Origin of the sequence: Streptomyces sp. NPDC005808 (assembly GCF_042871385.1) — a bacterium.
Lineage (GTDB): Bacteria > Actinomycetota > Actinomycetes > Streptomycetales > Streptomycetaceae > Streptomyces.
On the sequence record NZ_JBIAIK010000010.1, the window covers coordinates 14,339 to 34,411 of the forward strand.

Here is a 20,073-nt window from a genome sequence, read left to right on the forward strand (position 1 = left end):
GCGGCACTCCGGTCAGCCTAGGGCTGGGACCCTGCCCCCATGGCGTTGTTGGAACACTTCACCAATCCCGTGCACACCGTGGACACGGTCCTCTCCCGGATGCGCACCCTGGACGCGGCCCTCCCCGAGCGGGACGGGGTCGCGGTGTTCAACCGCGTCTACCTCGCCGTCACCGAGGAGGTCGAGCGGCGCCTGTCCGCCGGGGAGTTCGCGGACCCGGCGGCCGCGATCACGCTGGACGTGCGGTTCGCGGAGCGCTATCTGAACGTGGCCGAGGAGGGAGATCCGCCCGCCTGCTGGCGGCCATTGCTGCAGTTCCGGCGGCATCCCGGTGTACGTCCGCTGCAGTTCGCGCTCGCGGGCATCAATGCGCACGTAGGACACGATCTGGCGCTCGCGGTCGTGGACGCCTGCCGTACGCTCCGCTGCGAACCGGCCGACCTTGAGGACGAGTTCGACCGTGTGGGCGATCTCCTCGTCGCGCTGGAGGAGCGCATCCGCGAAGAGCTGATGCCGGGTCCCGATCTCCTCCAGATCGCCGATCCGCTGACTCATCTGATCGGCGCGTGGAGCCTGGACCGGGCCCGCGAGGCCACCTGGTCGGCCGCCCGGGCGCTGTGGGCACTGCGCGGACTGCCGGATCTCGCCGAGGAGTTGGCCGACCGCCTCGACACGGCGGTGGGCTTCGCCGGACGGATGCTGCTCACGCCGTTGCCGGACTGAGTTCAGGAAGGCGGCAGCGGGCGGCGTCAGTCCTCGTTGCTTAAAGCGGCAGCGGGCGGCGTCAGTCCTCCGGAAGCTCCACCGGCGCGATCTCGTCGTAGACGTCGCCGGGTCCGGGGTTGGTCGGATCGGTCGAGCCGCCCAGCTGGTGCATGACACCCCAGACGGCGTTCAGCGCGGTCTGCACAGCGCCCTCGGCCCAGCCCGCGGTCCAGGAGATGTCGTCGCCTGCGAGGAAGATGCTCCGCTTGTCCTCGGGCAGCGCGTCCTGCATGAAGTGCGTGAAAAGACGCCGCTGGTAACGGTAGTGGCCGGGCAGGTTCGCCTTGAACGCGCCCATGAAGTAGGGCTCGTTCTCCCAGGACACCGTCACCGGGTTGCCGATGATGTGCTTCCTGATGTCGACCTTCGGGTAGATCTCGCCGAGCGACTTCAGCATCACCTCCATCCGCTCGTTCGCGGACAGCGGCAGCCACTTCAAGCTGTCGTCGCACCAGGTGTACGAGAGACAGATGACGGCGGGCCTGTCCGGACCCTCGTCGAGGAGGTAAGTCCCGCGCGTCATACGGTCGGTGAGCGTCATGGACATCACGTCACGCCCGGTGTGCTCGTCCTTGTCGAGCCAGAACGGCCGGTCGACGGGCACGAAGAGCTTCGAGCTCTCCATGTAGTGGGTGCGCTCCATCGCCGTCCAGTGGTCGATCGGGAAGAGCGAGTCGTCGCAGGCGATCTTCGAGAGCAGCAGCCAGGACTGGGCGGTGAAGATCGCCGCCGGGTAGGTACGGATGTCGCCGTTCGCGTCCGTCACGGTGATCCGATTGCCGGACGTGCGGTTCAGGCGGGTCACGGCCGGGCGGGGGGCGCCGCCGTGCAGGGTGGCCAGCGAGGTCCCGTAGGCCCAGTGCACGATCTTCTCCGGCTCGCGTTCCCACAGCCGCAGCGGAAGCTGCTGGGAGCCGCCGACGATGCCGCGGTGGTGGTCGTCGGCCTCGGTGTAGACGACGCGCAGGATCTCGAGGATGGAGTTCGGGAAGTCGGTGTCCCAGCCGCCCGTCCCGAAGCCGACCTGGCCGAAGATCTCGCGGTGCCGGAACGACCTGAAGGCCTCCGAGTCGCAGAGGAAGCCGTAGAAGGTCTGGTTGTCGAGCTTCTCGACGAGCTGGGACCAGATCTCGCGGATGCGCGGGACGTCGCGCTCGCGCATGGCCTGGTTCATGTCGGAGAAGTCGGCGCCCTCTTCGAGGCAGGCGTTCCAGGCGGCGGCGACGTCACGGTAGACCTGCGGCAGGTCGTCCACCGTCTCGGCGTAGTGCGACTCGCCCTTGAGATCGACGACGGTCGAGGGCGTGCTCTCCGCGAGGGGGTTGGGGAACGGCCGGGTCTCCAGACCCACCAGGTCGATGTAGTGCTGGAGAGCGGTGGAGGAGGGCGGGAAGCGCATGGCGCCCATCTCGGCGGTGAGCGAGGGATCGCACCCGTCGAAGCCCACCGTCCGCAGCCGTCCGCCGATCCGGTCGGCCTCGTAGACGACGGGCTTGAGCCCCATCTTCATCAGCTCGTAGGCCGCCACGATGCCGGACAGTCCGCCGCCGATGACCGCGACCTCCGTGCCGTGCTCGGTCGCGGGTATCTGGCCGAGGCCCGCGGGGTGCGCGAGGAAGTCGTCGTACGCGTAGGGGAAGTCCGGGCCGAACATGGTGATCGGCGGCTGCTGCACGTCGGCGTGCTCGACCGCGTTGGGCACGGTGGACGTCATGGGGTACGGACTCCTTGCGGGAAAGCTTGAGGGGGAAGGCGAGTGGCGGACGTCAGACGAGGGACCCGTAGAGGCCGGGGCGGCGGTCCTTCAGATACGGGTTCGACTCGCGCGAGGCCGTGAGGAAGGCGGGGTCGGCGTCGGCGAGGACCAGTTGCTCACCTCGGCCGGCACGAGCGCGCGCGACTCCGTCGGGGCCGGCCAGCGTCGAGAGCCCGACGAAGTCGAACTCGCCCTCCTGGCCTGTGCGGTTGACGTACGCGACGTACATCTGGTTCTCGAAGGCGCGCACCGGCACGACCGATTCGGCGACGAACTGGAACGGGTGCATCTGCGCGGTCGGCACGAGCAGCAGGTCGGTGCCGGCGAGTGCGTGCGCCCGGACGTTCTCCGGGAACTCCACGTCGTAGCAGATCATGATCCCGACCCGCAGCCCGTCGAGCTCGGCCTGCACCACCGGCTGCTCACCCGGCGTGAAGTGGTCCTGCTCGAAGCAGCCGAAGAGGTGGGTCTTGCGGTAGTTCGCGAGACGGGCGCCGTCTGCGGAGATCAGCTGCGCCGAGTTGAAGACCACGTCCCCGGAGCGCTCGGGGTAGCCGTACGCGACGGCCACGCCGTGGCGGCCCGCGATCTCGGCGATCGCGTCCGCGGAGTCGCCGTCGGCGGCCTCCGCGAGGCGGGCGATGTCGTCGCCGATCGCGTACCCGGTCAGGAACATCTCCGGCGCCACGAGCAGCCCGGCTCCCGCCGCCGCGGCACGCCCCGCGGCTTCGTCGAGGACCTTGAGGTTCCCGACGACCGACCCGGGGCGGCCGGAGCTCTGGAGCAGGGCTGTGCGCATGCGTGTTCCTTGCCGGTGCGGAGGGGTTTGGGGGGCCTGTTAGACGGTACGGGCGCGAGCGCTCGGGCGACAAGGCGGAGCCGTTGCGCATGCGCGGACGAATCGTTGCGTGGGGGGTGGGGGTGGCGGCGATTCGTTGCGCGGGGGGGCTCAGGAGGTTTTTCGCCCCCTCCGCCCCTGCACGTCCCGAATCTGGAGGCTGCCGCCCCCAGGGGCCCCCGCTTCGCGCTGAACGCGCCCGTCCTCAAACGCCGGACGGGCTGAACCCAGCCCCTCAGGGACAAGGGACGGGCAGGGGCGGACGGAGCGAAAAACCCCTACCCCACCCCGAACGTCGTGATCACCGCAGCATGATCCGAAGGCCAGGCGTTCCCCGCAACGTCGGGCCACGCCCGAGGCGAACCGCAGACGAAGGTCCGCGAGTCGAGCACCCGCATCCCTTGCCCCCGGTACAGCACGTAGTCGATCCGATCCTGCGGCTCAGCACGCCCGCTCCCGTCCTCGTGCTCCACGTGGACCGGAGACCAGGTATGCCCGGGATCCCGCACAGGATCGGGGTGAACCTCGCGATACGAGTCCCGCAGCCCCGCCGTCTCCGCGGCCTTCGTGACGGGCCACTCGACATCGGGCCAGTCCAGATGCGAAGGAGCGTTGAAGTCCCCCAACAGCAGAACAGGCGTGTCGGCGTCCGAAGAGTCCGCGATCCCGCGGAGGATCTCCCGCATCTGGGCAAGCCGCACACCCTCGTGGGCGATGAGATCGGCCGCCGGCAGCCCGTCGAAGCGCGCCTCGTACGGCCCGTACGGCGTGTAGTGGAGGTGGGCGCTCCAGACGTCCACCTCCTGCCCGCCGTCGAGACGGATCCGCGCCCCGGTGCCTCCGTAGAAACCGACGTCCGGGTCACCGAGGCGGGCGGTGATCGGGTACCGGCTGATGATGCCGAGGTTGTCGCCGGCCCGGTGGTGGTGCCAGCCGAGCGCGTCGGCGAGTTCTTGCGCCGCGATGCCGTACGTCTCCTGGAGGGCGACCACGTCCACGCCCGTCTCCGCGATGACCTTGAGCTGCTTCTCCCGGTGGTCGTCGACCTTCGTACCGCCGTACCAGAGGTTCCAGCTCATCACCCGCAGCTCGGTCGGGGCGACCATGGCCCGCAGCCGCGCCGGGGTCACCTCCTCCAGGCTGCTGAGGACGGTACGTCCGAGGGCGGGGCCGATCGGCGCGAGCGAGGGGACGGCGAGCACGGCGCAGCCCGCGGCCTCGGCGGAGCTGACGCCCGTCTGGGTGTCCTCGACGGCGACGCACGCGGCGGGGTCGACACCGAGGGCGCGGCAGGCGGCGAGGTAGGGATCGGGGGCGGGCTTCGTGCGCTCGGTGTCGTCGGCGGTGACGGAGACGGCGAAGCGTCCGGCGCCGAGGGCTTCGAGGACGGTGTCGGCGACCGCGCGCGGCGACGCGGTCACCAGCGCCGTGGGTACGTCGTCACGGGCCAGGGCGTCGAGCAGGGCGAGCGCACCGGGGCGGGCCACGACGCCGGTGCGGACGCGGTCGGCGAACTCCCGGTGCAGGTCGTCCGCGACGGCCTCCGCCGAGGCCCCTGTGATCCCGGCCAGCCAGGCCGCGGTGTACTCGACCGGGTGCCCGAGCACCTGCGGCTGGTCGGCCCCCGTCAGTCTTCGCCCGAGCCCGTCAGCCACTTGTTCCACCGCCTCCCACCACAGTCGCTCGGTGTCCACGAGCGTGCCGTCCATGTCGAACAGAACAGCTTGGAGGGTGACGTGGGGGGTGGCGCGGTGGCTCACGGAACTCTCTTTCCTTCACTCAACAGGGCCCGTGGGGGGGGCTCGACCGGGGGTGGTTCAGTTGGCGCGCGCAGCGACCAGCACCGGCCGCTCCGGCAGGCTCACCGTCACCGCCGCCCCTGATCCCAGCGCCGCGGCCTCGTGCGTCGGCAGGTCGGCCTTGACCTCGGTGGCGTCGGCGAGCCGCACGGTGACCCGGGTGGCCGCCCCGAGGAACGCGGTGGCGACGACCTGGGCGTCACCCGTGTCGTCGGCCCGGACCTGTACGGCCTCGGGTCGTACGAGCACATCCACCACCTCGCCCTCCGCCACGACGGGTGCCTCTCCGTCGACCGGAAGCCGCTGCCCGAGCAGCTCGACCAGTCCGCCGGCCAGGCGTCCCGGAATCCGGCTCATCGTGCCGACGAACTCGGCGACGAACGGGGTGGCCGGCCTGCCGTACAACTCGGCGGGCGTGGCGCACTGTTCGAGCTGTCCGGCCCGCATCACGGCGACGCGGTCCGCCATGGACAGCGCCTCTTCCTGATCATGTGTCACGAACAGTGTGGTGATGCCGAGTTCCTGCTGAAGCCGGCGGATCTCCTCACGGAGGCTGAGCCGCACCTTGGCGTCGAGGGCGGAGAGCGGCTCGTCGAGGAGCAGCACGCGCGGGCGCAGGGCGAGTGCGCGGGCCAGCGCAATGCGCTGCTGCTGGCCGCCGGAGAGCTGATGGGGGAAGTTCTCCCCCTTGTCGGCGAGACCGACCAGGTCGAGCAACTCGGCGGCGCGGGCGCGCCGTTCGGACGTACGGACCTTGCGCATCCGCAGTCCGAAGGCCACGTTGTCCAGCGCGCTCAGGTGCGGGAAGAGGCTGTACGACTGGAAGACCATCCCGGCGTCGCGGCGGTGCGCGGGGACACGAGTGACGTCTTCGCCGTCGACCAACACCTCGCCGGAGTCGGGATGTTCGAACCCGGCGAGCATGCGCAGCGCGGTGGTCTTGCCGCAGCCGGACGGGCCGAGCAGGGCGAGGAGTTCACCGGGCCGCACGGTGAGGTCGAGCCCGTCGAGGGCCACGGTCGATCCGAACTCGCGGCGCAGGCCCCGGAATTCGACGGTGGCGGCCTGCTCGGACTTCTCGGACGTTTTCTGAAGGGTGGTGACAGTCATGGGTTCATCCCCGGGAGGCCGAAGCGGATGCTTTGGAGGAGCGGCCGCCGAACACGGCGAGCGAGAGGAGCAGCGCCCACGTGACGAGCAGGCTGAGTACGGACACCGCGACGGACAGCTGCGCCTGCGAGCCGCCGACGCTGTAGATCCACACGGCGAACGGCTGGAAGCCCAGCAGCTGCGCGACCGTGAACTCGCCGAGGACCAGCGCGAGTGTGAGGAAGGAGGCGTTGAGCAGCGCCCCGCGCAGATTGGGCAGCACGACCCGGACCAGCGCCTGCGGCCAGGGCGCGCCGCAGCTGCGGGCGGCCTCGACGAGCGTGCGTACGTCGACTGCGCGCAGCCCCGCGTCCAGCGCCCGGTACACGAACGGCAGCGCCATCACGACGTAGGCGAGGACGAGCACGAACGGGAAGCTCGGGTTCTGGATCGCCACGAAGGTCTGGAACAGCGGCGTACGGGAGAGGTGTTCGGGGCCCCACTTGAGGACCGTGGAGATCCCGGCGACGAACGCGATCGGCGGGACGACCAGCGGCAGTGAGCACACCACCTCGACGACCGGCCGCAGGCGGGGCGCGCCGAGCCGCAGCGCGACCATCGCGGGCACCATCAGGAGCAGCACCAAGGCGATGGTGGCGAGGGCCAGTTCAAGGGAGAGCAGCAGGCTGGAGGTGAAGCCCTCGGTGGAGACGATCTGGCTGTACGCGTCGAAGGTGATCCCCTGCCCCGGCACGTCCACGGTGAAGATCACGGACGCGGCAAGGGGTACCAGGAAGTACAGCGCGGCCAGGGCGAGGACACCCCACCGCCAGAGGTTCAGGCGAGCCATCGCGCGCTCCGTCGTTGCAGGGGCAGGTACACGGCCATCACCACGCCCGCGATCAGGACCATGTCGAGGCTGAGGGCGAGCGCCACGTTCTCCTGGCCGACCAGGACGTTGCCGGAGATGGCGTCGGCGATCTGCAGGGTGACCAGCGGGACCGAGCTGCCCACCATGGCCGCCGCGGTGGCGTACGCGGCGAAGGCACTGCCGAAGAGGAGCACGAGTCCGCCGAGCAGCGAGGGTGCGAGGACGGGGAGGGCCACATGCCGCCAGTACTGCGCGGAGGTGGCGCCGTTGTTCTGCGCGGCCTCACGCCACTGGGAGCGCAGTCCGTCGAGGGCGGGCGTGATGGTGAGGACCATCAGCGGGATCAGGAAGTACAGGTAGACGATGACCAGGCCCCAGAAGCTGTAGAGGCTCCAGCCCTTGTCGGTCAGGCCGAAGTGCCGGGTCAGGACGCCCGCGTTGCCGAGGGTGGCGACGAACGCGAAGGCCAGTGGGACGCCGCCGAAGTTGGCGAGCACGCCGGACGCGGTGAGCACGGCCTCGCGCAGCGCGCGGAAGCGTGAGGTCACCACGGCCTGGGCGAGCGGCAGTCCGAGGACGGTCGCGATGCCCGCGGAGACGGCGGACAGTTTGACGCTGCCGACAAGGGCGGTGAAGTAGGCACCCTGCAGCGAGTCGGTCAGATTGGCCGTGCTGTACGAAGTCGCGCCGGTGGCCTGGTCCTTGACGGTGAAGGCACCGTTCAGCATGGCCAGGGCGGGGATCCCGAAGGCGATCGCCACGACGACGAGCAGCGGGACGACGGGGAGCCAGCCGGCGACGCGGCGCCCGCGCTTTTGAGAAGCGACGGGCACCACGTCGGCCGCGGGGAGGGTGGCGGTCATCCGGAGACGGCCTCGCCCCAGCCCTGGGCCAGGACTTCCTTGGCCTTGGCCTGCTGGTCCTCGGTCGGGAAGCTCGGCGTGCCCGAGACCTCGGGGAGCTTGGCGGCGGCGGTCTTGTCGAGGGTGCCGGCCTTCTCCATGGCGGTCATCAGGACCGGGCGGGCGAATCCCTCGAGCCAGAGGTTCTGGCCCTCGGTGCTGTAGAGGTACTCCTGCCACAGGCGGGCGGCCGCCGGGTGCGGGGCGTCCTTGTTGATGGCCTGGGAGTAGAACTGGGAGAACTTGCCGTCCTCCGGGACGGTGACCTTCCAGTCGACGCCCTTGGACTGGAACTCCTCGGCGTAACCGGCGTTCAGGTAGTCCCAGTCGATGCTGATCGGGGTCTCACCCTTCTCGACCGTGGCCGGGGTGGACTCGACCGGCGTGTAGTTGCCGTTCTTCTTCAGCTCGGCGAAGAAGTCCAGGCCGGGCTGGATGTCGTCGAAGGAGCCGCCGTTGGCGAGGGCCGCCGCGTACACGCCGCCGAAGGCCGAGCCCGACTTGGTGGGATTGCCGTTGAGGGCGACCTGACCCTTGTACTCGGGCTTCAGCAGGTCCTTGAAGGTGGTGGGGCAGGTCTTGACGCGCTTGGCGTCGCAGCCGATGGAGATGTAGCCGCCGTAGTCGTTGTACCACTGGCCCTTCGGGTCCTTCTGGCCCGCGGGGATGTCGCCGAAGGAGGCGACCTCGTACGGGGCGAGCAGCCCCTGCTGGGCGGCGCTCAGAGCGAAGGAGCTGCCGAGGTCGAGGACGTCAGGAGCACGGTCCTGGCCCTTGCGGGAGGTGACGGCGTTGATCTCGTCCTGGCTGGAGCCGTCCGGGTTCTCGACCTCGATCTTGATGCCGTACTTCTTCTCGAAGCCGTCGATGAGGGCGCCGTAGTTGGCCCAGTCACGGGGCAGCGCTATCGCCTGCAGCGTGCCCTCCTTCTTGGCTGCTGTCACGAGGGCGTCGAGGCCGCCGAAGTCCGCGGCGGAGGTCGCGGTTGCCGCGCTCTTGCCGTCGGCGGTGGTCGACTCTTCAGGGGCCGCGCCACAGGCGCTCAGGGCCAGTGCGGCGACGACGGCGAGGCCGCCGGTGAGGACTGCGGTCCTCGGCAGGAACACGGACACGGGTTCTCCAGTGAGTACGCATGAGGGTGTGATGGAGCGAAGAACTTGTCTGAACAAGTTGGCCCCAGTAGGCCCGCCTTTGATGTCCGGTTCGTAAACTCTGGCGAAACCGTGTCACCTGTTTCCCTGGACAATCAACGCCCCCAGCTGTCACCCCAGCACCTCGACTAGGGTGATCACCCTGTGCACAGACACCGGACCAGAGGGGAAGCATGCCTGCGCGTCACGAGGAGATCGCCGAGGCGCTGCGGCGGGCGATCGACCGCGAGGAGTACACAGTCGGCAGCCTGCTCCCGGCGGAGACGGACCTCGCGGCGCGGTACGCCGTCTCGCGCGGCACGGTCCGCCAGGCGGTCGCGGCCCTGACCGCCGAGGGGCTCATCGGCTCGCGCCAGGGCGCCCGCCGCGTGGTCCTGGCCGGCCGCCGCAGCCAGAGCTTCGCCGAACTGCGCAGCTTCGCCCAGTGGGCGCGCGCGATGGGGCGGGAGGCCACCGGCGAGGTGGTGACACAGGAGTACCGCCCGGCGACCGCGGAGGATGCCGTACGGCTCCAACTGCGGGAGAACACCGCCGTGTTGCACGTGCTGCGGGTCCGTGGCCTGGACGGCGAGCCCGTCCTCCTGGAGCGGACCGTATACGCGGACTGGATCTCGCCCGCCGTCGAGGCCATCGAGCCCGACTGCCCCTCCGTCACCCAACGCCTCTTCGAGGACAGGGGCTTGGTCTTCGCCTACGGCGAGCACCTCATCGACGCGGTGGCGGCGGGCGCGCAGGACGCCGCACTCCTCGGCGTCCGCCGCACCAGCCCGCTGCTCCGGGTCCGCCGTGTCACCACCACCCGCGAAGGTCGCCCGGTGGAGTGGTCCGACGACCGCTACCGCTCGGACGCGGTGAGCTTCAGCGTGCACAACTCGATAGGAAACAACGCCCTGGCCCGCAAAACAGCAGAGTGAGCAGAAGCGCCCCCAGGGGCGCGGGGCACTGCGCGACCAGCCACAACGAGCCCGCAGTCGCCAACAACCCCACAGCGGCACCTACGTGGGCGACCCGGAAGAGAAGCGCCGCAGCAGAGGCGACAGAACCAGCACCGACTTCGTCCGCTCCACGAACGACTCCCCCGCGATCCGCTCGAGCACCCGCTCGAAGTGCCGCATGTCCGAGGCGAAGACCTGCACCACCGCGTCCGCTTCCCCGGTGACGGTGGAAGCGGCCACCACCTCCTGATAGCGCTCGAGCCCCCGCTGAATGGTCTCCGGCGAGGTGTTGCGTCGGCAGTAGATCTCGACGAACCCCTCGGTCTCCCACCCCAGCGCGGCCGGATCCACCCGCACGGTGAACCCCGTGATGGCGCCACTGGAACGCAGCCGGTCCACCCGGCGCTTCACCGCGGGCGCGGACAGACCGACCTGTTGCCCGATGTCGGCGTAGGAGCGCCGCGCGTCCTCGGCGAGGGCGTGCACGATGCGTTCGTCGAGATTGTTCAGCACTGCGGGTGGTTCACTTCTCTACGGTGGCGATACGGGACCGGCGGTAGCCGTAACTGAAGTAGAACACGAGCCCGACGGCCATCCAGACCCCGAAGACCACCCAGGTCACGGTGTCGAGGCTGCCCATCATCCAGACGCAGAACGCGAAGCCGAGGGCGGGGAGCACCGGCGACAGCGGCACCCGGAACGTACGCGGCATCTCCGGACGTGTCCGGCGCAGCACCACGACCGCGATGTTGACCAGCGCGAAGGCGAAGAGCGTGCCGATGCTGGTGGCGTCGGCGAGCTGACCCAGCGGGATCGCGGCGGCGAGCACTCCGCAGAACACCGACACGATGAGGGTGTTGGCGCGCGGCACCCCGCTCTTCGGGTGCACGCGCGAGAACACCTTGGGCACGAGCCCGTCACGGGACATGGCGAAGAGGATGCGGGTCTGGCCGTAGAGCACGGTCAGGACGACGCTGGCGATGGCGATGACGGCCCCGGCGGCGAGCAGCGTGCCCCAGAAGGCGTCGCCCGTGACGTCCTCCATGATCCCGGAGAGCGCCGCCTCCGAGTCGGTGAACCCCTGCCAGGGCATCGCGCCGACGGCCACGGCCGCGACCAGGACGTACAGCGCCGTGACGATGACCAGCGAGAGCATGATCGCGCGCGGCAGGTCACGCTGCGCGTTCTTCGCCTCCTCACCGGCCGTGGAGGCGGCGTCGAAGCCGATGTACGAGAAGAAGAGCGTGGCCCCGGCGGCGCTGACGCCCGCCATGCCGAGCGGCATGAAGTTCTCGTAGTTCCCGGACCGGAAGCCCTGGATGCCGATCAGGCAGAACAGCAGCAGCGCGGCGATCTTCACGACGACCATGATCGTGTTGGCGCGGGCCGATTCCCGGGCGCCGCCGAGCAGGAACGCCATCGCGAGCAGGACGACGACCAGCGCGGGCAGGTTGAAGATGCCCCCGTCACCGGGCGGCGCGGAGAGCGCGTCCGGGATGGTGACGCCGATGGTCCCGTCGAGGAACTCGTTGAGGTACTCGCCCCAGCCGACGGCCACGGCGGCGACCGACACCCCGTACTCCAGGACCAGACACCAGCCGCAGATCCAGGCGATCAGCTCGCCCATCGTTGCGTACGCGTACGAGTACGAGGACCCGGCGACCGGGATGGTGCCCGCCAGCTCGGCGTAGGAGAGGGCGGAGAACAGCGCGGTGAGGCCGGCGATCACGAAGGAGAGGGTGACCGCGGGGCCGGCCTTGGGCACGGCCTCCCCCAGGACCACGAAGATGCCGGTGCCGAGAGTGGCACCGATGCTGATCATGGTCAGCTGCCACAGCCCGAGGGAACGCCGAAGCGACCCTCCCTCGCCCTGGCCGCCCTCTGCGACCAGCCGTTCCACCGGCTTGCGGCGCATGAGGCGTGCGCCGATGCCCGGGGACGGCGGGGCGGCCGAGGGACGGGACTGCGGGGGTGCGCCTTGGTCGAGCACGCGTTGGCTCCTTCATCGCTGCCGGTCGGAGGAAGCGGGAACCGGCGACACCCCTGACAGCAGGGACCCGCCGAGCGGAGTCCCCGCCACACTCAGTACAGCGCTTGACCCTACGAGTCCGGCCTTCACGGGCGTAATGCAGCAACCTTGCGCACCTCCGCAAGATCATTGCGTTCCTCGCCGCTCGGCGGGTGTTCGTTGCGCGGGGGCTTTCGTTGGTTGCGCGGAGCCCTTTCAGCCCCGGGGTCCGGCTCCGCGAGCCGGGGCGGGCGAGCCGCGGTCAGCCTTCCTCCGGCCCCCCTGCGACGGCCCTCGCCCGCGCCACGTCGTCCTCGTCGAAGCCCATCTGCCCGGGCCGCCCGAACACCTCCGCCTGCACATCGATCCAGCGCATGTGCGACTCCCAGGCCGCCTGCTTGCTGGTGCCGAGGGCGGCGCCGATCTGGGACCAGGAGGCGCCCGCCTCGCGGGCCGCGCGGACAGTGAGCTGACGGCCGTACGCCGCCTTGCGGGCCACCACCTCGCTCAGCGCGAGAAGCTCCAGAAGCCCGGCCCGGTCGAGCGCCTCGGCGTCGCTCCCGGCCCCGGCGAGCGAATCCCGCACGCGCAGCTCGTCGAGACGGGCCACGGCGGTCAGCAGGGTGTGCTGCGACTCGATGTTCTGTGGTGTGGTCATGCCCTGAGCATTGCGTCAGGCAAGCTTGACGTCAAGATGGCCTGACGAAGAGGGGGACCAACGCCGACGGCTCCCGCGGCAGCGCCACGGGAGCCGTACGGGAACGAGGGAGCGCGCCGCTACCAGCTGGCGTGCAGCGGCTTGCCCTCGGCATAGCCGGCCGCGCTCTGGATACCCACGATCGCCTTCTCGGCGAACTCCTCCAGGGAGCCTGCGCCCGCGTAGGTGCAGGAGGAGCGGACGCCCGCGATGATCGAGTCGATCAGGTCCTCGACACCCGGACGGGACGGGTCGAGGAACATGCGCGAGGTGGAGATGCCCTCCTCGAACAACGCCTTGCGGGCGCGGTCGTACGCCGACTCCTCGCTGGTGCGGTTCTTGACCGCACGGGCGGACGCCATGCCGAACGACTCCTTGTACAGACGCCCGTCGGCGTCCTGCTGAAGGTCGCCCGGGGACTCGTACGTACCCGCGAACCACGAGCCGATCATGACGTTGGACGCGCCCGCGGCGAGCGCCATCGCGACGTCGCGCGGGTGCCGCACTCCGCCGTCGGCCCACACGTGCTTGCCGTACTTCTTGGCCTCGGCTGCGCACTCCTTCACCGCCGAGAACTGGGGCCGGCCGACGCCGGTCATCATCCGGGTGGTGCACATGGCGCCGGGGCCCACACCGACCTTGACGATGTCCGCGCCCGCCTCGATCAGGTCGCGCACGCCTTCCGCGGCGACGATGTTGCCCGCCGCGATCGGCACCCGCGGGTCGAGCGCGCGTACCGTCCTGACGGCGCTGATCATCGACTCCTGGTGCCCATGGGCGGTGTCGATGACCAGGGTGTCGACGCCCGCGTCGAGGAGCTGCTTGGCCTTGCCCGCGATATCGCCGTTGATGCCGACGGCGGCGGCGATGCGCAGCCGGCCGTTCGCGTCGGTGGCCGGCGTGTAGAGCGTGGCGCGCAGGGCGCCCTTGCGGGTGAGGATGCCCGCGAGTCTTCCGCCCTTGTCGACGGCGGGGGCGTAGCGGCGGTTGGCGTGGTCCAGCTTGTTGAAGGCCTCACGCGGCTCGATGTCCGCGTCGAGGAGGAGCAGGTCCTTGGACATGACCTCGGACAGCTGCGTGAAGCGGTCGACGCCGGTGAGGTCGGCGTCGGTGACCACACCGACGGGGCGGCCCTCCTCGTCCACGACGACGCCCGCGTTGTGCGCGCGCTTCGGCAGCAGCGCCAGCGCGTCGGCGACGGTCTGGTGCGGGGCGAGGATGATCGGGGTGTCGAGCACCAGGTGGCGTCCCTTGACCCAGGAGACGACGTCGGTGATGACCTCGATCGGGATGTCCTGCGGGATGACCACGAGTCCGCCGCGACGGGCGACGGTCTCGGCCATCCGGCGGCCCGCGATCGCCGTCATGTTGGCGACGACCAGCGGGATCGTGGTGCCCGTGCCGTCGGGGGAATTGAGGTCCACCCCCTGACGCGAGCCGACCGCGGAGCGGCTGGGCACCATGAACACGTCGTCGTACGTCAGGTCGTACGGGGGCTGGATGTCATTGAGGAAACGCACGTGCTGCACATCCCGGTCGATCAGAGGTGGCCCCCGGACAGGTCAGCCAGGGGGAAGAGCACGTACTTCATTCTCCCACGGTGACCTGCATGTGATGCCCGGACCGATCCTCCAGACAGGCATGCGCCCTCTTCGTGGCATCCTCCGACATCGCACCGGGGACCGTCCGCTACCGGGGTTCCGCCAGCGCCATCACCACGGCCAGCGGGGCGTCCGTCCCCCGCCAGTGGGCTGCCGCGTCGGCGAAGATCTCCTGAAGGACGCGCCAGTCCGCGGGCGAGGCCGCCGCGTACTCCTGCCAGTCCTGTACGAGGATCAGCCGGCCGTGCAGCGCGGGCCACCACTGGAGATCGCCGAGGCAGTCCGCGAGGGCGTCCCAGTTGGCGCCGAACCAGTCCGGCAGCCGCAGCGCGGTGGCACACGCCGCCATGAGCCCGGCCTTGTCCGAGACGCCCGCAAGGTCCAGGACCGCGGTCTCCCAGCCCGCCTGCCGCGCGGCTTCGAGCGCACGCTCCACGGGCAGCTGGGCGGGCCAGGAGAGGACACCGGCGGGTGCGTTTCCTTCGAGCACCGGCGCGAGCGGGTTGTCCGTCATCTCAGCACCACCCTGATTGATTTGTTGTGATCATCGGTGTAGTAGATCTCGCCACCCTGCCCGGTGACAATGCGGCACGCTCCCGGATTCACTCTCACCAGAAGTTCCGGCCATGCGATCGCCGCCCGCGCCGAAGGTCCCCTTCAGCTGAACGACTACCCAAGGATGAGCGGGAGCTTCGCTGCCGGCGCGCCCAGGTCTGCCATCTCCGCGTCGGTAGGGGCACGTCGCCCCGTGCCGACCAGCAGCGCGTCCTTGTCGGAGAACGACGGGGGGAACGTGGCCCGGGCGATCTTCTCCAGCATCTCGCGGGCCCGGGCGAGCCCCTCCGCGGGCGGGTCCGCCGCGTCCGGGAGATTCGCGACCAGGTCGAGGTGGTGCAGCGTCCACTCGAGGACGTACGCGGAAAGATAGTCGCCCACGGTGAGAACCTCGTCGCGGGTGCCGACCCACAGGCCCGGGTCGGCGAGTTCGGCTGCGGGCCCGGCAGCGGAACCGACGTCGTCGAGGTGAAACCTGAGCAGCCAGGGCTCGCCGTACGCGGCGGCCAGCCGGACGGTCAGCGCGTCGAGTGGGTCGTCACCGCTCGGCGGTGTCTCGGCAACCTCCCAGTAGGTCACCGCGTCGCGGGTCGGTTCCCTTTCGACAGGGGTCGCGAGGGTGATCAGAACATCCTGCGCGTCGATGACCAGATGGCACACCAGGTCCCGCACGAGCCAGCCTTTACAGCCCGACGGCCGCGCGAAGTCCTCGTCCGGGAGTTCGGCGACCGCCGTGCGCAACGCTGTCCAGGAGTGTGAGAAGAGATCCACACCGGCAAGGTAGTGCGGTGCCGCAAGGGCGGACAAGCGCATGCGAACGGTCGGTTCGCGTAGGTACCGCCGGCGGACGGTGCCGGGATGGACGGCGGTCGGCCCGCGCGGCGGCCGGACGTCGCCGAACGCGCTGAGGTACCGGACGATTCACCGTCCGGCCGCCGAGCCGAGCCCTCAGATCCCGTCGGGATCCTCCCGGTTCAGCGCCGGACGCGGCGTCGCTCCCGCCGTCATCAGGTAGTCAGCGGCGGACGTGTCCGTCACCAGGCTGGTGACGAGCCCGGACCGCAGCACCGCGTCGATCGCGGCACCCTTGCGCTGACCGCCCGCGATCGCGACGACCTCGGGGATACGGCGCAGCCGGTCCGTCTCGACGGTGATGCAGCGCTCGCCGAGGTCCCGGCCGACCCGGCGCCCCTCGGCGTCGAAGAGGTGCGCGGACATCTCCGCGGCGACACCGAGGGTGGCGTAATGGGCGCGCTCCTCCTCGGTGAGCATGTCGTGGACCGTCGAGATGCCCGCCTCCCAGGAGCCGATGGACACGCAGGCGACCGTGACCTTGTCGAAGTACTCGAAGGCACGGGCGATCCCGGTCTGGCTGCGCAGCGCGGCCGCGGTGGCCGCGTCGGGCAGCAGCATCGGCGCGTAGATCGGGTGGGCGTCGCCGCCCGACACCTGGGCGGCACGCCGTACGGCCTCCACCGAACCGCGCTCGGCGGTCCCGGCGTCGTACACACCCGTCAGCTGCACCACCGTGCACGGCGGCAGCCGGTCGAGGGCCGCCGCCATGTGGATGGTGGAGCGGCCCCAGGCGAGGCCGAGCACATCGCCCTCGTTGACCAGCTCGCCGAGCAGGTCCGCGGCGACCTCGCCGAGGTTCTCGGGGTCGGGCGACTCCTGGGCCTCGGCCGGGGACTCCACCACGACCGCATGCCTGAGGCCGTAACGGGCGCGCAGCGCGTCCGAGCGCTCGGCGTCCAACTCTGCAGGGACGCGGATCTCGATCCTCACGAGATCCCGTTCGAGAGCGGTCTCCAGGACCCTGGCCACCTTGAAGCGGCTGACGCCGAACTCCTCGGCGATCTGGATCTTGGATTTGCCCTCGAGGTAGAAGCGGCGGGCCATGGCCGCCGCCTGCACCAGCTCTGCGGGTCCCATCCGCATGGCTGACCGGCCCGCCGACATACCCGGCACGGCGATCTCCTCACTGCTGTTCACACTCTGGATTCGCCGTCCATCCTTGCAGATCCGGCGTATTTGATCAGCCCAGATGGGCGGCGTTCACGTTCCCTTCGGTCAGTGGCCGCACGCCCACGATGCCTGGGCCGTCACCGCCTGAGCCTGCGTGCGCAATGCACGTACCGCCTGGGCCGGGTCGGATGCCCCGTACACGGCCGATCCGGCGACAAAAACGTCGGCTCCGGCCTCCGCGCACCGCTCGATCGTCGACGCCGAAACTCCGCCGTCGACCTGAAGCCAGAGTTCAAGACCGTGCTTGCTGATCAACTCGCGAGTGCGCCGGATCTTCGGGAGCATGATGTCGAGGAACGCCTGACCGCCGAATCCCGGCTCGACCGTCATGATCAACAGCATGTCGAGCTCGGGAAGCAGATCCTCGTACGGCTCGATCGGCGTCGCGGGCCTGAGCGCCATGGAGGCACGGGCACCCATGGCGCGGATTTCGCGGGCGAGCCGCACGGGCGCCGCGGCCGCCTCCACATGGAAGGTGACAGAACCGGCACCCGCTTCTACGTACTGAGGTGCCCACCGATCGGCGTTCTCGATCATCAGATGGCAGTCCAGCGGCGTGTCCGTCGCACGGGCCAGGGACTCTACGACCGGCACACCAAGAGTGAGGTTCGGTACGAAATGGTTGTCCATGACATCGACGTGGAGCCAATCGGCCCCCTCCACCGCCTTTGCCTCCTCGGCAAGGCGGGCGAAGTCGGCGGACAGGATGCTGGGGTTGATCTGCACGGCCATGCCCCAAGACTGCCATGCCCGGGGCCCCTTGTTCGCCGCGGTCCAGACCTAGGCCGTTCTGCGGATGTTGTGCCACGGCGCCCCATGCCATGCTGGGCGGCCCACAGGCTCCAGATACGGCTACGGGGGTGGCCATGACGGCCCAAGAGGGAACGCAACGGCGCGGTATCGCCTGGCTCGTCTGCGGTCGGCGCAGCAAGTGGGCGGTGGTGGGCCTGTGGCTGGTGCTGCTGGTTCTCACGGCACCGTTCGCCCAGAAACTCACCGACGCCCAGGACAACGACGCGGCCTCCTGGCTGCCCGGCTCCGCCGAGTCCACCCAAGTCCTGCAGATCTCCGAGGACTTCAGGCCGGAACAGATCCCCGCGGTCGTCGTGTACGCCCGTGCGGACGGCCTCACGGCGCAGGACCGTGCGCAGATCACCGAGGATGCGGCCCAGCTGAAACAGCTGACCGCGCACGGCATCCGCGGCGCGGAGACCCGGGGGCCGGTCTACGACCGGGAGACCGACCCGCGCGCGGCCCAGATCCTCGTTCCCATCACGATGGACGAGAAGGGCTGGGAAGAGATCGCTCCTGCCGTCGACTCGATCCGTGAGGTGACAGGCAAGGGCGGCGAGGGGCTCGCGGTGCACGTCACCGGCCCGGGCGGTACGTCCGCGGACTTCTCCGAGGCCTTCGAGGGCATCGACTCCACCCTGCTGTTCTCCGCGCTCGGCGTCGTCATCGTGATGCTGCTGCTCACCTATCGCAGCCCCACCCTGATCATCGTCCCGCTGCTCGGCGTGATCGCCGCGCTGTTCACCGCCCAGGCGCTGATCTATCTCCTCGCCGAGCACGCGGGCCTGACGGTCAACGGTCAGAGCGCGGGGATCCTCACGGTGCTCGTCTTCGGCGCGGGGACCGACTACGCCCTGCTCCTGGTCGCCCGCTACCGGGAGGAACTGCGCCGCCACAAGGACCGCCACGAGGCCATGGCGCTGGCCCTGCACCGCGCGGGCCCCGCCGTACTGGCCTCGGGCGCCACCGTCGTCCTGAGCATGCTGGTGCTGCTGGCGGCCGAGATGAACTCGACGCGCGGCCTCGGCCCGGTCGCCGCGATCGGCGTCGCGGTCGCGCTGATCGCCATGATGACGTTGTTCCCCGCCCTGCTGGTGATCTTCGGACGCTGGATCTTCTGGCCGGTGATCCCACACTTCGGTTCCGCCGATCCGACCGAGCACGGCATCTGGGCGCGCATGGGCCGCCGTATCGCCCGCCGCCCGCGCATGATCTGGGGCGTCACGGCGGCGGCGCTCGCACTGCTCTCGCTGGGCCTGATCCAACTGCGCGCGGAGGGCATCAGCAACGCGGACGCCTTCACCGGCAAACCCGACTCGATCGTCGGCCAGGAGGTGTCCGCGCGCTACTTCCCCGCGGGCAGCGGCGATCCGCTCGTCATCGTCAGCAACCGCGCCCAGGCCGAGGAGGTCGCCCAGGCGGTGGCCGGCACCGCCGGTGTCGTACCGGACTCCCTCGGACTACCACCCGGCACTGAACCCGAGTTCGAGGGCAAGGTCCTGTTCGAGGCGACCATGACCGCCCCCGCAGACAGTGAGGCCGCGAAGCAGACGGTGGAGCGGGTCCGGGACGCCGTCCACGCGGTCCCCGACGCCGACGCCCAGGTGGGCGGCGGCACTGCGTCCCTGCTCGACATGGACAAGGCGACGACCCACGACAACATCCTGATCATCCCGCTGGTACTGGTCGTGGTCCTGCTGATCCTCTGCGCGCTGCTCCGCGCCCTGACAGCGCCTCTGCTGCTCATCGGAACGGTGGTGCTGTCCTTCGCGGCGGCGCTCGGCATCAGCGCCCTCGCATTCCGGCACATCTTCGACTACGCGGGCGAGTCGACGGACTTCCCGCTGTTCGTCTTCGTCTTCCTGGTCGCCCTGGGCATCGACTACAACATCTTCCTGACCACCCGCATCCGTGAGGAAGCGGCCCGGCACGGCACCCGCAAGGGCGTGGTGACGGGCCTGACCGCGACCGGCGCGGTCATCACCTCCGCCGGCCTGGTCCTCGCGGGCACCTTCGCCGCGCTGGGCACGCTGCCGATGGTGGCCTTCGCGGAGCTCGGCTTCACCGTGGCGCTCGGCGTCCTGCTCGACACGTTCATCGTGCGTTCGGTGCTGGTCACGTCCCTGTTCCTGGACGTCGGACCGAAGGTGTGGTGGCCGCACCGGCTGGCACACGAGGACGGCGGAGAGCCGCCGCCCGCGGTGGCTCCCTCGGAGGAGCCGCAACCGGCCTCACGGCCGGACTAGGTCGTCCTTCCGTGCGACTCCCCGCTGGTGCTTTCCCGGTCCG

At 70.1% G+C, this 20,073-nt stretch carries 18 protein-coding genes and 1 pseudogene; 3 read left to right on the forward strand and 16 right to left on the reverse strand.

Annotated features, from left to right (window positions below):
• Positions 1-39 precede the first annotated feature (39 nt).
• Positions 40-723: a DUF5995 family protein gene (locus tag ACFYPC_RS22380; protein WP_388678928.1), complete on the forward strand. Its 684-nt coding sequence runs from the start codon at positions 40-42 to the stop codon at positions 721-723.
• A gap of 61 nt (positions 724-784) precedes the next feature.
• On the opposite strand, the gene ACFYPC_RS22385 is transcribed toward ACFYPC_RS22380, so the two are convergent.
• The 7 genes from ACFYPC_RS22385 to ACFYPC_RS22415 all read right to left on the reverse strand — a co-directional run bounded on the left by ACFYPC_RS22385 (position 785) and on the right by ACFYPC_RS22415 (position 9,132).
• Positions 785-2,479, reverse strand: a complete 1,695-nt coding sequence (locus ACFYPC_RS22385) for a flavin monoamine oxidase family protein (RefSeq protein WP_388678931.1) — start codon at positions 2,477-2,479, stop codon at positions 785-787.
• 52 nt (positions 2,480-2,531) lie between these two features.
• A complete protein-coding gene (locus ACFYPC_RS22390) occupies positions 2,532-3,320 on the reverse strand; it encodes a carbon-nitrogen hydrolase family protein (protein ID WP_388678933.1) in 789 nt (262 codons plus the stop codon).
• A 317-nt stretch (positions 3,321-3,637) separates the two neighbouring features.
• Complete coding sequence (locus tag ACFYPC_RS22395) at positions 3,638-5,119, reverse strand: HAD-IA family hydrolase (RefSeq protein ID WP_388678936.1); 1,482 nt, start codon at positions 5,117-5,119, stop codon at positions 3,638-3,640.
• A gap of 57 nt (positions 5,120-5,176) precedes the next feature.
• Entirely contained in the window at positions 5,177-6,268 is a 1,092-nt protein-coding gene (locus ACFYPC_RS22400) for an ABC transporter ATP-binding protein (RefSeq protein ID WP_388678939.1), read from the reverse strand.
• Between the two features lie 4 nt (positions 6,269-6,272).
• Positions 6,273-7,097 (reverse strand): ABC transporter permease, encoded by an 825-nt coding sequence (locus ACFYPC_RS22405; RefSeq protein ID WP_388678941.1) that lies wholly within the window; start codon positions 7,095-7,097, stop codon positions 6,273-6,275.
• Positions 7,085-7,981 (reverse strand): ABC transporter permease, encoded by an 897-nt coding sequence (locus ACFYPC_RS22410; RefSeq protein ID WP_388678944.1) that lies wholly within the window; start codon positions 7,979-7,981, stop codon positions 7,085-7,087. Before ACFYPC_RS22410 ends, ACFYPC_RS22405 begins: the two co-directional genes overlap by 13 nt.
• Positions 7,978-9,132 carry an ABC transporter substrate-binding protein gene (locus tag ACFYPC_RS22415; protein ID WP_388678946.1) on the reverse strand — a complete coding sequence of 385 codons (1,155 nt, stop codon included), beginning with the start codon at positions 9,130-9,132 and terminating at the stop codon, positions 7,978-7,980. The genes ACFYPC_RS22410 and ACFYPC_RS22415 overlap by 4 nt, the downstream gene beginning before the upstream one ends.
• Before the next feature lie 212 nt (positions 9,133-9,344).
• Here ACFYPC_RS22415 and ACFYPC_RS22420 point away from each other — a divergent pair, with 212 nt between their 5' ends.
• The gene (locus tag ACFYPC_RS22420; RefSeq protein ID WP_388678948.1) at positions 9,345-10,085 is read left to right on the forward strand and encodes a GntR family transcriptional regulator; all 741 of its coding nucleotides are present in this window, start codon (positions 9,345-9,347) and stop codon (positions 10,083-10,085) included.
• Positions 10,086-10,166: 81 nt separating this feature from the next.
• Here the strand turns inward: ACFYPC_RS22420 and ACFYPC_RS22425 are convergent, their stop codons facing one another.
• The 9 genes and pseudogenes from ACFYPC_RS22425 to rpe all read right to left on the reverse strand — a co-directional run bounded on the left by ACFYPC_RS22425 (position 10,167) and on the right by rpe (position 17,724).
• A complete protein-coding gene (locus tag ACFYPC_RS22425; RefSeq protein ID WP_388678951.1) occupies positions 10,167-10,619 on the reverse strand; it encodes an Lrp/AsnC family transcriptional regulator in 453 nt (150 codons plus the stop codon).
• A gap of 10 nt (positions 10,620-10,629) precedes the next feature.
• The gene (locus ACFYPC_RS22430) at positions 10,630-12,096 is read right to left on the reverse strand and encodes an amino acid permease (RefSeq protein WP_388678953.1); all 1,467 of its coding nucleotides are present in this window, start codon (positions 12,094-12,096) and stop codon (positions 10,630-10,632) included.
• Positions 12,097-12,376: 280 nt separating this feature from the next.
• Positions 12,377-12,772 carry a hypothetical protein gene (locus ACFYPC_RS22435; RefSeq protein ID WP_388678956.1) on the reverse strand — a complete coding sequence of 132 codons (396 nt, stop codon included), beginning with the start codon at positions 12,770-12,772 and terminating at the stop codon, positions 12,377-12,379.
• A gap of 119 nt (positions 12,773-12,891) precedes the next feature.
• Positions 12,892-14,331 carry a GuaB1 family IMP dehydrogenase-related protein gene (locus ACFYPC_RS22440; protein ID WP_388678958.1) on the reverse strand — a complete coding sequence of 480 codons (1,440 nt, stop codon included), beginning with the start codon at positions 14,329-14,331 and terminating at the stop codon, positions 12,892-12,894.
• Between the two features lie 169 nt (positions 14,332-14,500).
• Positions 14,501-14,926: a barstar family protein gene (locus ACFYPC_RS22445; protein WP_388678961.1), complete on the reverse strand. Its 426-nt coding sequence runs from the start codon at positions 14,924-14,926 to the stop codon at positions 14,501-14,503.
• A pseudogene (locus ACFYPC_RS22450) lies at positions 14,923-15,009 on the reverse strand (ribonuclease N); the annotation flags it as partial. The pseudogene ACFYPC_RS22450 and the gene ACFYPC_RS22445, both read right to left, overlap by 4 nt.
• A gap of 72 nt (positions 15,010-15,081) precedes the next feature.
• Positions 15,082-15,738: a maleylpyruvate isomerase N-terminal domain-containing protein gene (locus ACFYPC_RS22455; protein WP_388678964.1), complete on the reverse strand. Its 657-nt coding sequence runs from the start codon at positions 15,736-15,738 to the stop codon at positions 15,082-15,084.
• A gap of 177 nt (positions 15,739-15,915) precedes the next feature.
• Positions 15,916-16,959, reverse strand: coding sequence for a sugar-binding transcriptional regulator (locus tag ACFYPC_RS22460; RefSeq protein ID WP_388678967.1), 1,044 nt, complete (start codon positions 16,957-16,959; stop codon positions 15,916-15,918).
• A gap of 78 nt (positions 16,960-17,037) precedes the next feature.
• Positions 17,038-17,724 carry a ribulose-phosphate 3-epimerase gene (rpe, locus tag ACFYPC_RS22465; protein ID WP_388678970.1) on the reverse strand — a complete coding sequence of 229 codons (687 nt, stop codon included), beginning with the start codon at positions 17,722-17,724 and terminating at the stop codon, positions 17,038-17,040.
• A 134-nt stretch (positions 17,725-17,858) separates the two neighbouring features.
• Between rpe and ACFYPC_RS22470 the strand changes: the two genes are divergently transcribed.
• Complete coding sequence (locus ACFYPC_RS22470; protein ID WP_388678973.1) at positions 17,859-20,030, forward strand: MMPL family transporter; 2,172 nt, start codon at positions 17,859-17,861, stop codon at positions 20,028-20,030.
• Positions 20,031-20,073 lie beyond the last annotated feature (43 nt).

Bases quoted from the DNA above. Each gene is read 5' to 3' on its own strand.
- ACFYPC_RS22470 (WP_388678973.1), top strand. From the start codon at position 17,859: ATGACGGCCCAAGAGGGAACGCAACGGCGCGGTATCGCCTGGCTCGTC.
- rpe (WP_388678970.1), bottom strand. From the start codon at position 17,724: ATGGCCGTGCAGATCAACCCCAGCATCCTGTCCGCCGACTTCGCCCGC.
- ACFYPC_RS22435 (WP_388678956.1), bottom strand. From the start codon at position 12,772: ATGACCACACCACAGAACATCGAGTCGCAGCACACCCTGCTGACCGCC.
- ACFYPC_RS22390 (WP_388678933.1), bottom strand. From the start codon at position 3,320: ATGCGCACAGCCCTGCTCCAGAGCTCCGGCCGCCCCGGGTCGGTCGTC.
- ACFYPC_RS22385 (WP_388678931.1), bottom strand. From the start codon at position 2,479: ATGACGTCCACCGTGCCCAACGCGGTCGAGCACGCCGACGTGCAGCAG.
- ACFYPC_RS22445 (WP_388678961.1), bottom strand. From the start codon at position 14,926: ATGACGGACAACCCGCTCGCGCCGGTGCTCGAAGGAAACGCACCCGCC.
- ACFYPC_RS22410 (WP_388678944.1), bottom strand. From the start codon at position 7,981: ATGACCGCCACCCTCCCCGCGGCCGACGTGGTGCCCGTCGCTTCTCAA.
- ACFYPC_RS22405 (WP_388678941.1), bottom strand. From the start codon at position 7,097: ATGGCTCGCCTGAACCTCTGGCGGTGGGGTGTCCTCGCCCTGGCCGCG.
- ACFYPC_RS22400 (WP_388678939.1), bottom strand. From the start codon at position 6,268: ATGACTGTCACCACCCTTCAGAAAACGTCCGAGAAGTCCGAGCAGGCC.
- ACFYPC_RS22420 (WP_388678948.1), top strand. From the start codon at position 9,345: ATGCCTGCGCGTCACGAGGAGATCGCCGAGGCGCTGCGGCGGGCGATC.
- ACFYPC_RS22380 (WP_388678928.1), top strand. From the start codon at position 40: ATGGCGTTGTTGGAACACTTCACCAATCCCGTGCACACCGTGGACACG.